Here is a 13074-nt window from a genome sequence, read left to right as displayed (position 1 = left end):
TCGTTGATCCTGACCGAACCATTTCCGGTCCCCGGGACGTCCTAGTGGATGTGACGAAGAGTTCGTGGAAGCGCCGGTTCGCGTGGCACTGCACGCTCGCGGTCGCCGTGATCGCCGGTGCCATGGGCGGGTTCGCCTACGTCGCCGCGCGTCAGGGCGAGGCCGCTGACATCAAGCCGCCGGCGAGGGCGAGTGAGCCCGCTCCGCCCGCTCCGCCGCCGGTGACTCTCCCGTTCAACGCGAAGCTCACCTCGCAGGACATCCCGGTCAAGGGCGGCGGGGTGCGCGGCGGCGGGTGCAGTGGCGCGCTGATCGCGCCCGAGTGGGTCATCAGCGCCGGGCACTGCTTCCACGACATCGACGACGTCCGCGTCGGTGGCCGCCCGCGTTATCACATGACCGTGACCATCGGTAAGAACAGGGACGGCGATCCGGGCGGTGTCACGGCCGAGGTCGTCGACGTTCGGCAGTCGCCGCTCAACGATCTCGCCGTGGTGCGGCTCAGTGCCCCGGTCACCGGCATCACCCCGCTGACGCTGGTGGACGCGAAACCGGCGGCCGGGCAGCGCCTCGAGTTCGCGGGCTGGGGTTCCACCTCGGCCACCGTCGTCGCCCCCGCCACGCACCTCAAACGGGGCGAGTTCACCATCTCCAAGATCAACGCGAGCACGCTGGAGGCGGTGCCCGTCGTGGCGAGGACGGTGGAGAACAGTCCCTGCCACGACGACTCGGGCGCCCCGTACTTCGTTTCGTCCGACGGGGTCACCGGGCAACTGTTCGCGATCGAGGACTACGGGCCGGAGTGCCCGCAGCCCGGGACCGAGGTGCTCGCCAGGGTGGACGTGGTGGCCGGCTGGATCCACCAGCAACTCGGCAGCTGATTTCGCCGTACCCGCGGACCCCGTTGACTTGTGACCGCGGTCATATTAGCTTCTGAGAACATGTTCGCATCCATGAGTACGTTCATACACATGAACGCATGAAGGTATCGTCACGCACCGGGCTCGACGGTCTGCTCGCGTTCCCCCTCACCCCGTTCACCGAGGACCTCGCCCTGAATCTCGATGCCCTCGCGGAGCATGTCGAGAGCCACGTCGCCGCGGGCGCCGGCGCGCTGTTCGTCGCGTGCGGCACGGGTGAGTTCAGCGCCCTCGCCCCGGACGAGCTCGCGGCCGTCCTGCGCACCGCACGCGAGGTGGTCGCCGGCCGGGTGCCGGTGTGGGTGGGCGCGGGCGGGGGAGCCGCGGTCGCGCGGGCCGGGGTCGCGGCCGCCGCGGACGGTGGTGCGGACGGCGTGCTGCTCCTCCCGCCGTACCTGGTCACGGGCCCGCCGGGCGGGCTCGTGGACTATGTGCGCTTCGCGACCGCGGAAACGTCGATCCCGGTGATCGTCTACCACCGCTCGCCAGGGGTGTTCACCGCCGCTTCCGCACGGTCCCTGGTGGACATTCGTTCGGTCGTCGGGCTGAAGGACGGCTATGGCGACGTCGACCTGATGACCCGCATCGTCACCGAGATCCGCTCCGCCGGCGCCACGGGCGATTTCCTGTTCTTCAACGGGTTGCCGACCGCCGAAGTGTCGGCGAAGGCGTACGCCGCGATCGGTGTCGCGCGGTACTCGTCCGCGGTGCACTGCTTCGCGCCCGAGATCGCGCATCGCTTCCACCGCGCGCTCGCCGCGGGCGATCACGCGGCGATGGACGCGCTGCTGGAAGGGTTCTACCTGCCGTTCGTGGCGCTGCGCGACGAGACACCCGGTTTCGCCGTGTCGCTGGTGAAGGCCGGGGCGCGGCTGCGCGGCGACAAGGTCGGCCCGGTGCGCCCGCCGCTCGGCGAGCCGTCCCCGGCCCAGATCGACCGCCTGGCGCGGATCGTCGAACGTGGTTTCGCCGTGCTCGACGGCCTCGGTCCCGCATAACCCCATCCCCACCGGAAGTACAAGAGAGGCGGCTCGGCAATGACGCGGACAGCGCGCCCACGGCGCACTATCAGCAGGACCACGTTGTATTTCTTCGGTGCGCTCGGCGGCATCCTCTTCGGCTACGACCTCGGGGTCATCTCCGGCGTGCTGCCGTTCATCGGCAAGGTGTGGTCGTTGTCCAGCTCGGACAAGGGAATCATCACCGCGAGCATCTCGGTCGGTGCCGTCGTCGGCGCGATCTTCTCGCCGCGGGTCAACGAATGGCTCGGCCGGCGGCGCACGATCATGGCGGCCGCGGTGATCGTGGTGGCCGGCACGCTCGCCGCGACGTTCTCGCCCGCGTTCGTGGCGCTCGTGGTGTCACGGCTGGTCATCGGCGTTGGCATCGGGTTCTCCTCGTCCACGGTGCCCACCTACCTTTCCGAGCTCGCGCCGGCGAGGCTGCGCGGCGCGCTGGGCGCGCTCAACCAGATCTTCATCGTGCTCGGCATCCTGATCGCGTTCCTCGTCAGCTACGGGCTGGGATCCTCGTCGAACTGGCGGGCCATGTTCGCCGGCGCGATCGTGCCCGCGGTGATCCTGTTCTTCGGCCTGATCCTGCTGCCGGAAACCCCGCGCTGGCTGCTGAAGAACGGCCGCGCGGAGGAGGCGAGGGCGGTGCTGGTGAGCTCGCACGGCACCGCCGACGTCGACGCGGAACTGGCCAGTATCCGGGAGGTCGTCCGGCTCGACACCGAGCGGCGGGGAACGATCCGGGACCTGTGGGCGCCGTGGGTGCGCCCGATGCTGATCGTCGCGCTGCTGCTCGCCGCCGGCCAGCAGTTCTGCGGGGTCAACGCGGTCAACGCGTACTTCCCGACGATGCTGATCAGCCTCGGGTTCGCGACCCAGGCTGCCCTGCTGTCCGGCGTGCTGCTGGGCGTGACGAAGTTCCTGTTCACCGCGTGGGTCGTGTTCGTCGTCGATCGCTGGGGGCGCAAGCCGCTGCTGCTGATCGGCAACGTGATCATGGTGGTGACCCTCGTCGGCGCGGGCCTGAGCGTGCTGACCGTCTCCAGCACCGGGGTGCTCGGGGTGCTGATGCTGATCACGATGGTGCTGTACCTGGTCGGCTACGAGCTCGGCTGGGGCGCGGTCGTCTGGGTCATGATGGCGGAGGTGTTCCCGCTGCGGGAGCGCGCGGCCGGGATGGGCGTGGCGAGCGTGGTGCTCTGGGCGGCGACCGGCATCGTCACCGCCGTGTTCCCGCTCATGTCCGATCCCGGCGCGCTCGGCATCGGCGGCTCGATGTTCGTCTTCGCCGCGGTCAACGTGGTCCTGTTCGCGCTGACCAAATGGCTCGTGCCGGAGACGAAGGGGCGCAGCCTCGAGCAGATCGAGCTGGACCTGCGGGCCCGCACGCCGCTGCGCGGGCCCGCGAAGGTCTGAGGCTCAGACCTCGTGCCGGCGCAGCGCTTCCAGGCCGCGCCGGTACTCCTCCTCGCCGATCTCGCCGCGGGCGAAGCGCTCGGCGAGCAGTTGCTCCGGTGTCTTGGGCTCCGGGTGCGTCCGGCGGCCGAGATACCGGACGAGCACGACGAGGCCGGCGATCAGCAGTGCCCAGAACAGCACCGAGCTGATGGTCATCAAGGTGTATCCCCAACCGCCCATTCCAGGGCCGTACCAGTACATCATGGCACCCACGGTGCCCGGCCGGCCCGCGCGCGGCGACGGCCTTTGGTCGCCGGCCGGGAGAGACCTTTGGCACTGGTGGCCGCGCCGGCCGTTCGCCACCGTGGAGCGATGAAGTTCAGCGATCTGGCGACGACCGTCCGGGATTCCGTTTCCGTGCGCCGCGTGTACGGCGACCCGATCGAACGCGACGGCGCCCTGCTCGTGCCCGCGGCCATGGTGTCCGGCGGTGCGGGCGGCGGCAACGGGCACGACGAGAAGGGGCAGGAGGGCGAAGGCGGCGGCTTCGGCATCGGTGCCCGCCCTGTCGGGGCTTATGTCCTCAAAGACGGCAAGGCCGCCTGGATGCCGGCGGTCGACGTGAACCGGCTGGTGCTGGTGTGCGGCGCGGTCGCGATCGCGTACCTGATCACCCGGGCCCGCGTCGCGAAGGCACGCGCGAAGCTCGGCGGCTGACCGGTCAGCTCCCGGCGCGGGCGGCCGTGCGCCGCCGGTGCTGGACGAGCCGCGTCACGCCGGTGGCGACGACCAGGGCCGTGGTGCCCGCGATCGCCGGGAAGTGCAGGATCACCGGCTTCGCCAGCGCGAGCATCGTGCCGGCCGAGTCGCCCTGGTGCGGGGTGAAGGCGATCACGACGATCACGATCGCGAGGATCGCCACCAGCGGTGTCGACAGCATCACGAGCAGCACGCCGCGAGTGGCCACCGCGAGCACCGCGGTCATGAAGCCCAGCACGAACACCGTGGACACGAGCAGGCCGACGTTGCCGTACAGGCGCAGATCCAGCCAGCCCGCCGCGACCGACAGGGCCAGCGTCCCGGCGAGCGCCGCCAGCGCGGGCAGGCCGCCATGCCGCTCGGACTCGCTCGGCGGATCGGTTGTCATCGCGGTTCCTCCCGGGCACACTGTGGATCCTCGATTGTCTCCAGCCCGGGCGGCGGCTGTCGAGCCCGGGGCGACGTTTCGCGCGGTTTGTCGCGCATATCCATAGTGGACCGCTGGGATGGCGCTTCGGCTCCACCCCGGGACCAGGACGCGACCGACCGTGCGGTGCGCCGGCTGGTGGCGCGGAGCGAGGTTTCCCTCCGCTGGCGGTGGCCGTGCTCGACGTCGCGGGAGAGGTGATCGCCCTGCGGCGGGCCGATGGTGAGATGCCCATGATCAGCCGGATCGGGGTGGCCAAGGCGCGTACCGCGTTGTTCGCGCTGAAGTCCGCGTGCCAGATGGACCTGCCCGGGCAGATCGTCGACAGCATCCAGCACCACCGGTGGCAGGCGAACCGTCAGGCGCGGTAGCCAGCCACCATCACGCGGTTCCAACGTCCCCGGACATCACATCTAGGTGCGCATGGCGTGGAGGGTGTTGTGGCGTGGTGCGCGTTCGGGGTCTACATAGGAGGGTGGGGTGAACCAGGGTTTGCCGTGGATCATGCGGATCTGCCAGTCGGTGTGGTGGATGGTGCGGTGGTGTCGGCGGCAGAGGAGGGTGAGGTTGGACAGGGCGGTGGTGCCTCCTCGGGACCATTCGAGGATGTGGTGGGCGTCGGTCTGTTTGGCTTTCGTGCCGCAGCCGGGGAAGGTGCAGCCTTCGTCCCGGCGGGTCAGGGCGCGGCGGATGCTGCGGGGCACGATCCGGGTGGCGCGCCCGACATCCAGGGTTTCGCCCTGGGCACCGAGGACGACGGGGACGATCCTGGCGTTGCAGGCCATGCGCCGGATCTGGGCGACCGAGACGTTCCAGTAGCCATCGAGCAACCCGTGTCCGACACCGGCCTTGAGGTCGTCGAGTGTCACGCTGACCATCAACGTGACCGGTTCTCCGGCTTCGCTGGGGCCATCCGGGCTCCCGGCGGCCAGGTGCAGGATCTCGACGAACGCGTCCCCACGTCGTTCGCTGGCGCTGCGGGGGTCGGGGCCGTCCGGGGTCGCGGCGGGTTCGGTCAGCGGGGACAGCAGGTTGGTCAGCAGTGCACCCGCTTCGGTGTCCAGATCGAACGAGCCCGAGACACCGCGAGAGGTTTCGCGGACGTCGAGCTGGTTTCGGGGACGTTCCAGGTCTTTGTCCCGGGGCTCGTCCCCGTCTGGATCGAGGCGGTGGAGGATCTCCGAACCGAGCCGTTTCACCATACAAGGCTCGCTGGAGATGGCGGCCTCGCAGAGGATCTTCTCCGCCGTCACCCGGGCCTCAACCGAGGCCGATACCGGGAGTTTCTCAACGACTTTCCGGATGACCTCGACGTGTTCGGGGCCGATCACCCCGTCAGCCAGGGCACCGGCGACCACCGGCAAGGGGGGTGCGAGGCGCGCGCCTGAGGGAGACATCGATGCGGTCAACGCCCGCGCGTGGGCGACCATCCGGCGCGCGTCGAGCGGGCCGAGGTTGAACATGTCCCGCAACAATGCACCCACACCGATATCGCCCCCGCGAGCGTCGATCTCCGCGATCAGGCGCAGCTCGTCACAGTAAGCGCGGCGGCGCTCAATCTCCTTCTCCCGCAATGCATCCAGCAGCTCCGTGTCGCTGAGTGAGGGGAAGCTGCTGGTCATGAAAACAGCCTAGCATAGTATCGAACACACGTTTTAACACCTTTGTGTCATGGTGAAGCGCTGGGTCCGTCCAGTAGCGGTCGAGATACGCGTGACCGAACTCGCCATGCTCGTCCACGTCGTCGTCGTTCCACTGGATCGGGCTGCATCTGCGGAGCTACAGGTTGAGTTGGTTCATTTCGTGCAGCCAAGCTCGTCGTTCACGGGACTTGACGGTCGCGTTGGTCCGGTTGAGCGAAAATCGCACTCGGGCTCCGGCGGCACCGGTACCATCATCGCTCGATCGGTTCGTGTACTCGGCCATGTTCTGGAGACCGCCATATGGGGGACAGTCAGCTCGGCATTCCGGAGAAGTCGGGCCTATTGGCCCTGATGATGCTGGTGGCGGAGGCTACCAACGCCGACATCCGTGCGCGGTTCGGATTCACGATCACCCGGAAGGTTCGCGAGAACCTTGTCGCGGAGGGGTTTGTCAGTGCGGCCGTAGCGACAGGGAACGCCTACGTCTACGAGTTGACCGAGCAAGGTTGGGTGCGTTGCCGGGAGGAGCTCGCAGCCGGAGTACCTGCGGGAGCGCAAAAAGGTTACCGGCTGTTGTATGGATCGCTGCACTGCATCGATCAGCACCTGAAAGCTGCCGGGCTGACGATGGCGGACTTCTTCCTGCCGCCACGCAAACCGGAGATCGGTGATCAGCTGCGGGACGCTTACCGTACGCTGGCGCCCCGCCCGGGCGCATGGGTGGGGCTCGCCAGGCTACGCGATGCACTCCCGCAAGTCTCCAGACAGCAGTTCGACGAGGCCATGCTCCAGCTCGATCTGCTGCCGCATGTCTACCTGATTCCTGAAGCCAACCGGAAGGCCCTGACCTCCGCCGACCGGAAAGCGGCGATTCACGTCGGGGGCGAGGACAAACACCTGCTGTCCATCCAGACGGCGTGAGGTCATCGGAATGGACGAGCGGGAACGCCGTGCATTGCGCAGCCTGCGTTTCGACTGGGCGCCGACGCAGGAGGATGTCTGGCAACCACCCACGGCACATGTCGAAGGGCTGAACGCCACCGAACTCCAGGTAGTCCTGGATGCTTTTGACGACGCGGCAACAAGCGCGGGCTCCAGCCCGCTCGGCGTCGCGATCACCGGGCAGCAGGGTGCCGGGAAGACGCACCTCGTGTGCACTGCGCGCACCGTCGTCCAGGATCAGGGAGGCTTCTTCTTCCTCGTCAGCCTCCTGCACGGTAAGGACTTCTGGCAGAACGTCGTGCACGCCATCCGTATCGGGCTTTCCCGCCAAAGCTCGTCGGTAGACTCGCAGCTTGCGGAGCTGTTACAGCGTCTCGGCAGCGTGCTTGGCGTGTCGCCAGACGTCTATGCAGTCATGACAGGAAAGGCCGCACCGACCACAGTTCTCCTCGATCGAATGACGGCTACCTTGCGGAAGGCCGTATGGTGGGGGCTCGAATGTCGCCATACTGCGCGCGCACTGGTGCTGCTGGGTTCGTCGGATCCGGCCGCGCAAGAGGTCGGCGAGTCGTACCTGACGTCGGCGAGTGAAGGATGGCCGGGGGAGCGGATCGCTTGGGGCATCCACCCCGATCCCAAGCCGGCCCAGCAGGTCGCCCAGGAGGTTTCACGCCTGCTCGCGCTGGCTGGACCGACGATGCTGGCCGTTGACCAGATCGATACGCTGATCGCGCAGTCCGGAGCGGCTACCGGCGGGCCCGTCGACCTCGCCGACGAGCGGCTGCTGGAGTTGGTCGGCATCGGTCTGATGGACCTGCGCGACACAATGAGTCGTACGTTGACGGTGGTTGCCTGCCAGCCGCACAGCTGGGAAAGCGTCTGCAGTGTGCGTGCTGTGCGGGATAGATTCCGCGACGAGGTGCGGCTCGGCGCCATCCCTTCGGCTGAGGTGGGGCGGGCGCTGGTGACAAAGCGGTTCAAGACGCGGTTCGACAGGCTCGGCTTCGAGCCACCGTACCCGACATGGCCGGTGCGGCCGGATGCACTTGATGCGGCGGTGCATTTCACCGCGCGTCAGCTCTTCATCCGCATCGATCAGCACGTTCGGGCCTGCTTGGACGAGGACCAGGTCAGCGAGCTCGGAGAGCTCAACACTGAGGTGGTGAAGGCGCACCGGCGGGAACCGGACGTCGTCGACGTTTCCAGCCTCGACGCGGAATTCGAGAAACTGCTCGACAGGGCGGATCCGCGGCCAGCCGTCGACAAGGCAACGGAAGACCTCTTCATGCCGGAACTGCTCGAAGCCGGCCTCCACGCTGTGGCGATCGAGCGCGGATTCGATCGAGACCACATCTCGCTGGATCCGAGATCGGGAGCAAACCCTTCGCTGCATGCCCGGATGCGGCGGATACTCGATGGCGACAGCGCGGACCAAGTGCACTGGGCTTTTCGGGCCATCGCCTCGCCGCACCACCGGGCAGTGCAGAACAGGATCCAACGCCTGCACGTCAGTGCCGGACTCGACCCGGAAGCGCCGAAGCGCAACGCTTACCTCCTGCGCACCGGGACGTGGTCGACCACCACGCCGGCCACAGCCCAGCTGCTGAGCGAGTTCAAAGCGGCGGGCGGTGTGGTGATCGACGAGGTGGAGTTGGGCGACCTCAAGGTGTTCGCCGCGCTTGCCGAGCTGTGGGCGGATCCGCAGCCGGAGCTCGAGCGTTGGCTGCAGGGCAGGCGGCCGGCCAGCAGGACCGCCTTGTTCCGCACTGTTTTCGGTGACCCGGGACCGGTCACGCAGGCCCCAGAGCCGCCGCCGGCACCAGGACCCGAGCAGTTCAGCTGGCCCGACGACGACCCCGACGTTGCCGACGATTCCGAAGCTCTCGCACCGGCGAGGGACGATGCGATACCCCTGGGCACAGGGGCGGATGACGGGCACTCCGTCCGCTTGCCTTTGCTCTCACTGCGCAAGCACACCGTGATCTTCGCCGGTTCCGGTTCAGGCAAGACTGTTCTCATCCGCCGGCTCGTCGAAGAGTGCGCGCTGCAAGGCGTTTCGTCGATCGTCCTGGATCCCAACAACGACTTGGCTCGCCTTGGTGACCCCTGGCCCGAACCTCCGGCAGCTTGGGAGGTCGGTGATGCGGTCAAGGCGGCGGACTACCTCGCCGACACCGATGTCGTGGTCTGGACCCCACGCCGCGAAACAGGCCGTCCGCTGAGCTTCCAACCTCTGCCAGATCTAGCGGCGCTGGCGGGCGACAGTGACGAGTTCGGGCAGGCCCTGGACACAGCGGTGGCCACACTCGCGCCACGTGCCCGAGCGTACGGAACGACTGCGAAGGCCGAGCAGTCGCAAGCAGTCCTGCGAGAGGCGTTAGCTGCCTACGCCCAGCAAGGCGGTCGTGGGTTGCGAGGGTTTCTCGAGCTGTTGGCTGACCTCCCGGAGAACGCCGGCACGCTCGCCAAGGCTCGATCGATGGCACACGAGATGTCCCAGACGTTGACCGCAGCGATGATCAACGACCCCCTGTTCGGCGGCAGCGGAACGCCGTTGGATCCCGGTGTTCTGTTGACGCCGGGGCCAGGCAAACGCGCCCGGATATCGGTGATCAGCCTGATCGGCCTGCCGACCGACCAGCAACGGCAGAGTTTCGTGAACCAGCTTCAGATGGCTCTGTTCGCCTGGATCAAACGCCATCCCGCTGGAGACCGGCCGCTGGGCGGGCTGTTCGTGATGGACGAGGCACAGACGATGGCGCCGTCCGGCGCCATGACCGCGTGCACTGTAAGCACGCTCGCACTCGCGTCACAAGCGCGGAAGTACGGTCTGGGCCTGGTATTCGCAACCCAGGCGCCGAAGGGCATTCACAACCGCATCGTTGGCAACGCGGCCACCCAGTACTTCGGATTCATCAACAGTCCGGCACAGGTCGCCGTGGCCAAGGAGATGGCGGCGGCTCGTGGGAGCGCGGTGCTCGACATCTCCCGACTCAACGCGGGTGAGTTTTACAACGTCACCGAAGGCACCCGGTTCCGCAAGATCGCTACTCCGATGTGCCTGAGCCACCATCCCGCCAGTGCACTGACCGCGGAAGAGGTCCTCGCACGCGCCACAGCCGGCACTGCTCGCTGGGAAAGGTAATCGTGGTGGATGTCGTCATCAAGGGCCTCGTGCGGGAGTTCCAGGAAGTGCACGGTCTCGGCGAGCTTGCCGAAAGCGAAGCGTTCGAAGCGTTCGCTGCCTACTGCTCGCTCAGTTCGTTCTTCGATGACGAGTTCAACCCGGACACGTTCCGCATGGGAGGTGGTAACGATCTCGGAATCGACGCCTTCGGCGTGGTCGTCAACGGCGAACTGTTGCGTGATGCGGCGGACGTGCGAGCGGTCGTCGAAGCAGCACGGAAGATCGATGTGGACATCGTGGTGGTGCAGGCGAAGACCAGCCCGAGATTCGAGACGAAGGTCGTCTCTGACCTCGCGGAGAACCTGGCACACGTTGCGGGTCTGGGCGAGCTGCCCTACGCAGCCTCCCCGGACGTGCAGAATCTCCGGGAATGCCTGGCCATCGTGTACGAGAATATCGGCAAGTTGTCCGGCGACCTGCCCCGGCTCTTCATCCGGTATGTCACGACAGGCACCCAGCTTGCCGAAATGGTGGTGCAGAAGGCCCAAACCGCACAGGACCTGCTGGCCGGGCTCGGCCGGTTCGAGGCGGTCGAGTTCACCTGCGTGAGGCAACAGGATCTGCGGACGCTTTACCGGCGTGCGACCACAAAGGCGACGGCTGTCTTTGCCATGCCGAAGAAGGTCTTCATGCCGAAGGTGCCCGAGGTCGAGCAGGCGCTGCACGGGTTGCTGCCGGCAGCGGATCTGGTCCGGTACGTGCTGACCGACGGCACCGGGCGGTTGCGTAAGACGCTCTTTCACGAGAACGTGCGCGACTTCCAGGGATACACCGGTGTCAACGCGGAGATCCGGGAGACCCTTCGCGATCCGGTCGCGCGAGAGCGTTTCGCGGTGTTCAACAACGGCATCACTGTCGTCACCCGCGAGCTGAGGGTGGTCGGCGACGACGTTCATCTCAAGGACTTTCAGATCGTCAACGGCTGCCAGACCTGCCACGTGCTGTTCGACGAACGGTCGTGCCTCACGGGCGCGGTACACGTCACGGTCCGGATCGTGCACACGCTGGACGAGGACGTGATAAGCGGTATCGTCTCGGCGACCAACCGCCAGACAGTGATTACGGAAGAGGATCTCTCCGCGCGGGAGGAGTTCCACCGCCTGCTGGAGGACTACTTCTTCCACGGCAGGGAAAGGCCGTATCGCCTCTACTACGAACGCCGGTCGAAGCAGTACAGCGACCGCAAGGACGTCGAGAAGACCCGGGTGATCGGGAGGGCGCAGCTGACCCGGGCATACCTGGCGATGTTCCTCGACGAACCGGCAAGAGTCGGCCACTACAAGTCTCTTCTCGATGCCCGCGGGCATGAGTTGTTCACTCAGGGACAGCAGCCTGCGTTCTACTACACCGCTGCTGCTACCTGGTACCGGCTGGAATGGCTGATCCGGAACCGCCGGATCGACAAGATCTACAGCCCGGCGCGATATCACCTGCTGGCTGCAGCCAAGCTGCAGCTGCTAGGTCCGGGCCAGGTCTCCCACAACCCGAAAACCGCCGAACGGGACTGCGATGGAATGTTGGCGGTCATCTGGGACGCCAACGCTTCGGAGAAGCTCTTTTCGCAGCTGCTGGTGCCGCTCGAGCGCGCGATGGAAGCCGAGCCGGACAACGTTCCGCGTGGGGAGATGGTCCGCACGCAGCGCTTCGCAGACCGGTTCCGCACGGAAGTGCTAGCCGGGCAAAGCTAGCGTGCTCGCCACGATCGTAGCGGCCGCATGAGCGCGTTCTCTTGTACTGGTGCGCGGCCATGCGGCGAAGGATGCTGTCGAGCGTCGTGAGTGCGTCGAGGATGTGCGGGCCCTTGTTGAGCATTACGCACTCGGCTCGCACCTGAGTAGCCCAGATGACCGGCAGGTGCGCCGCTCCGGCGAGCCACAGGATCTCCTCCTGCAGTTCGGCCAGCCGCTCGAAGGCCCGCGCCGTCTCGATTTTCACGATCACGCCGAGCCGGCTGTCGCCCCGTCCGGCCAGTGCGCCGTGCAGGTCGTCGACGTCCTCCGGCCCGCGGACGAACGACAGTTCGACGAGGTCGGCGTGTTCGTGCACGAGCTCGAGGTGCTCGCGGTCCTCGGTGAGCGCGCGCCCGGGGATCGCGGCGTCCGGCAGGTTGATGCCCCTGCCCGCACGCAGCTTGCTGCCACCGGGCTTCGCCGCAGCGATCCGCATCGCGACGCGGTCCTCACCGGCGTCGACCACGATGCCGCTGATCCGCTCGCGTGCCGGACGTGGTCGACCATCCGGCCCCATACGCCCGGATCGTCGTGCGCGCAGTTGATTCGCGCGAGATCCATCCCGTGCGCGACCAGCGACCGCACGAGACCGGGATCGGTCGCCGCCTCGGCGGGCGGGAACGCGCCGTGCGCCGCGGGCCGCCGCGCCAGGGCGGTGGCGGCCGCTTCGATCGCTTCCAGGCTCGGCTGTACGTGTGCCTCGCTCCGGCCCAGTGACGACAGGCCGAGCGCGGCGAGGCGTGCCTGGAGGCTGCGCAGATCGTACTGCCGCACGGCCCAGTAGTGCGCGAGGTTGATCGCGCTGACGCGGTGCTGCCGGTCGACCTGGCCGATGCGCTCGGCCCACACCGCCTCGGCGCCGGCCAGCACGTCCCGCAGGTCGCGGATCTCTTCGAGCACCCCGTCGAGCAGGGATTCGGTCACGTCGGGCGTCTGCACGGGGCCCAGGTTTTCCGCCTGCCGCGGGCGGGCCTAGGGCCAAAGCCGTTCAGTTAGGTCGGCGGCGGTGTTGTCAAGATCGGCTGGATGTCGATGGTGGTGGTGGCTGGGCGGTT

At 67.4% G+C, this 13074-nt stretch carries 12 protein-coding genes and 1 pseudogene; 9 read left to right on the top strand and 4 right to left on the bottom strand.

Going from position 1 to position 13074, the window contains the following annotated elements:
• Nucleotides 1-50 precede the first annotated feature (50 nt).
• The 3 genes from FG385_RS27055 (at nucleotide 51) to FG385_RS27045 (ending at nucleotide 3349) form a co-directional block, all read left to right on the top strand.
• Nucleotides 51-881 (top strand): S1 family peptidase, encoded by an 831-nt coding sequence (locus FG385_RS27055; protein WP_235022819.1) that lies wholly within the window; start codon nucleotides 51-53, stop codon nucleotides 879-881.
• 98 nt (nucleotides 882-979) lie between these two features.
• Nucleotides 980-1918 carry a 5-dehydro-4-deoxyglucarate dehydratase gene (locus FG385_RS27050; protein ID WP_139099615.1) on the top strand — a complete coding sequence of 313 codons (939 nt, stop codon included), beginning with the start codon at nucleotides 980-982 and terminating at the stop codon, nucleotides 1916-1918.
• A 39-nt stretch (nucleotides 1919-1957) separates the two neighbouring features.
• Complete coding sequence (locus tag FG385_RS27045; RefSeq protein ID WP_200834670.1) at nucleotides 1958-3349, top strand: sugar porter family MFS transporter; 1392 nt, start codon at nucleotides 1958-1960, stop codon at nucleotides 3347-3349.
• A gap of 3 nt (nucleotides 3350-3352) precedes the next feature.
• Here the strand turns inward: FG385_RS27045 and FG385_RS27040 are convergent, their stop codons facing one another.
• Nucleotides 3353-3547, bottom strand: a complete 195-nt coding sequence (locus FG385_RS27040) for an SHOCT domain-containing protein (protein WP_235022818.1) — start codon at nucleotides 3545-3547, stop codon at nucleotides 3353-3355.
• 156 nt (nucleotides 3548-3703) lie between these two features.
• Here FG385_RS27040 and FG385_RS27035 point away from each other — a divergent pair, with 156 nt between their 5' ends.
• Nucleotides 3704-4048 carry a spore germination protein GerW family protein gene (locus FG385_RS27035; protein WP_139099613.1) on the top strand — a complete coding sequence of 115 codons (345 nt, stop codon included), beginning with the start codon at nucleotides 3704-3706 and terminating at the stop codon, nucleotides 4046-4048.
• Between the two features lie 4 nt (nucleotides 4049-4052).
• Here FG385_RS27035 and FG385_RS27030 read toward each other — a convergent pair whose 3' ends face one another.
• The gene (locus tag FG385_RS27030) at nucleotides 4053-4478 is read right to left on the bottom strand and encodes a DUF6542 domain-containing protein (RefSeq protein WP_139099612.1); all 426 of its coding nucleotides are present in this window, start codon (nucleotides 4476-4478) and stop codon (nucleotides 4053-4055) included.
• 209 nt (nucleotides 4479-4687) lie between these two features.
• On the opposite strand from FG385_RS27030, the gene FG385_RS27025 reads away from it, so the two are divergent.
• Nucleotides 4688-4888: a hypothetical protein gene (locus FG385_RS27025; protein WP_235022817.1), complete on the top strand. Its 201-nt coding sequence runs from the start codon at nucleotides 4688-4690 to the stop codon at nucleotides 4886-4888.
• A 42-nt stretch (nucleotides 4889-4930) separates the two neighbouring features.
• Here FG385_RS27025 and FG385_RS27020 read toward each other — a convergent pair whose 3' ends face one another.
• Nucleotides 4931-6139 (bottom strand): HNH endonuclease signature motif containing protein, encoded by a 1209-nt coding sequence (locus FG385_RS27020; protein WP_139099611.1) that lies wholly within the window; start codon nucleotides 6137-6139, stop codon nucleotides 4931-4933.
• 321 nt (nucleotides 6140-6460) lie between these two features.
• Between FG385_RS27020 and FG385_RS35050 the strand changes: the two genes are divergently transcribed.
• From FG385_RS35050 to FG385_RS27005, 3 genes are read left to right on the top strand one after another with little or no spacing between them, the layout of a single operon-like run.
• Complete coding sequence (locus FG385_RS35050) at nucleotides 6461-7081, top strand: hypothetical protein (protein WP_139099610.1); 621 nt, start codon at nucleotides 6461-6463, stop codon at nucleotides 7079-7081.
• 10 nt (nucleotides 7082-7091) lie between these two features.
• Nucleotides 7092-10247 (top strand): ATP-binding protein, encoded by a 3156-nt coding sequence (locus FG385_RS27010; protein ID WP_139099609.1) that lies wholly within the window; start codon nucleotides 7092-7094, stop codon nucleotides 10245-10247.
• Nucleotides 10248-10252: 5 nt separating this feature from the next.
• Nucleotides 10253-11977: an AIPR family protein gene (locus FG385_RS27005; RefSeq protein WP_139099608.1), complete on the top strand. Its 1725-nt coding sequence runs from the start codon at nucleotides 10253-10255 to the stop codon at nucleotides 11975-11977.
• 256 nt (nucleotides 11978-12233) lie between these two features.
• Here the strand turns inward: FG385_RS27005 and FG385_RS35725 are convergent.
• Nucleotides 12234-12455 (bottom strand): annotated as a pseudogene (locus FG385_RS35725) (hypothetical protein); the annotation flags it as partial.
• A gap of 95 nt (nucleotides 12456-12550) precedes the next feature.
• Between FG385_RS35725 and FG385_RS35720 the strand changes: the two are divergent.
• Nucleotides 12551-12736, top strand: coding sequence for a hypothetical protein (locus tag FG385_RS35720; protein ID WP_407645550.1), 186 nt, complete (start codon nucleotides 12551-12553; stop codon nucleotides 12734-12736).
• Nucleotides 12737-13074 lie beyond the last annotated feature (338 nt).

Origin of the sequence: Amycolatopsis alkalitolerans (assembly GCF_006152065.1) — a bacterium.
In the GTDB taxonomy this organism is placed as follows: domain Bacteria; phylum Actinomycetota; class Actinomycetes; order Mycobacteriales; family Pseudonocardiaceae; genus Amycolatopsis_E; species Amycolatopsis_E alkalitolerans.
This window is presented reverse-complemented; position numbering and strand designations above follow the sequence as displayed.

What these genes read in the sequence shown, in the direction of transcription:
- FG385_RS27050 (WP_139099615.1), top strand. Translation starts at nt 980, where the DNA reads ATGAAGGTATCGTCACGCACCGGGCTCGACGGTCTGCTCGCGTTCCCC.
- FG385_RS27045 (WP_200834670.1), top strand. Translation starts at nt 1,958, where the DNA reads ATGACGCGGACAGCGCGCCCACGGCGCACTATCAGCAGGACCACGTTG.
- FG385_RS27040 (WP_235022818.1), bottom strand. Translation starts at nt 3,547, where the DNA reads ATGACCATCAGCTCGGTGCTGTTCTGGGCACTGCTGATCGCCGGCCTC.
- FG385_RS27035 (WP_139099613.1), top strand. Translation starts at nt 3,704, where the DNA reads ATGAAGTTCAGCGATCTGGCGACGACCGTCCGGGATTCCGTTTCCGTG.
- FG385_RS27030 (WP_139099612.1), bottom strand. Translation starts at nt 4,478, where the DNA reads ATGACAACCGATCCGCCGAGCGAGTCCGAGCGGCATGGCGGCCTGCCC.
- FG385_RS27020 (WP_139099611.1), bottom strand. Translation starts at nt 6,139, where the DNA reads ATGACCAGCAGCTTCCCCTCACTCAGCGACACGGAGCTGCTGGATGCA.
- FG385_RS35050 (WP_139099610.1), top strand. Translation starts at nt 6,461, where the DNA reads ATGGGGGACAGTCAGCTCGGCATTCCGGAGAAGTCGGGCCTATTGGCC.
- FG385_RS27010 (WP_139099609.1), top strand. Translation starts at nt 7,092, where the DNA reads ATGGACGAGCGGGAACGCCGTGCATTGCGCAGCCTGCGTTTCGACTGG.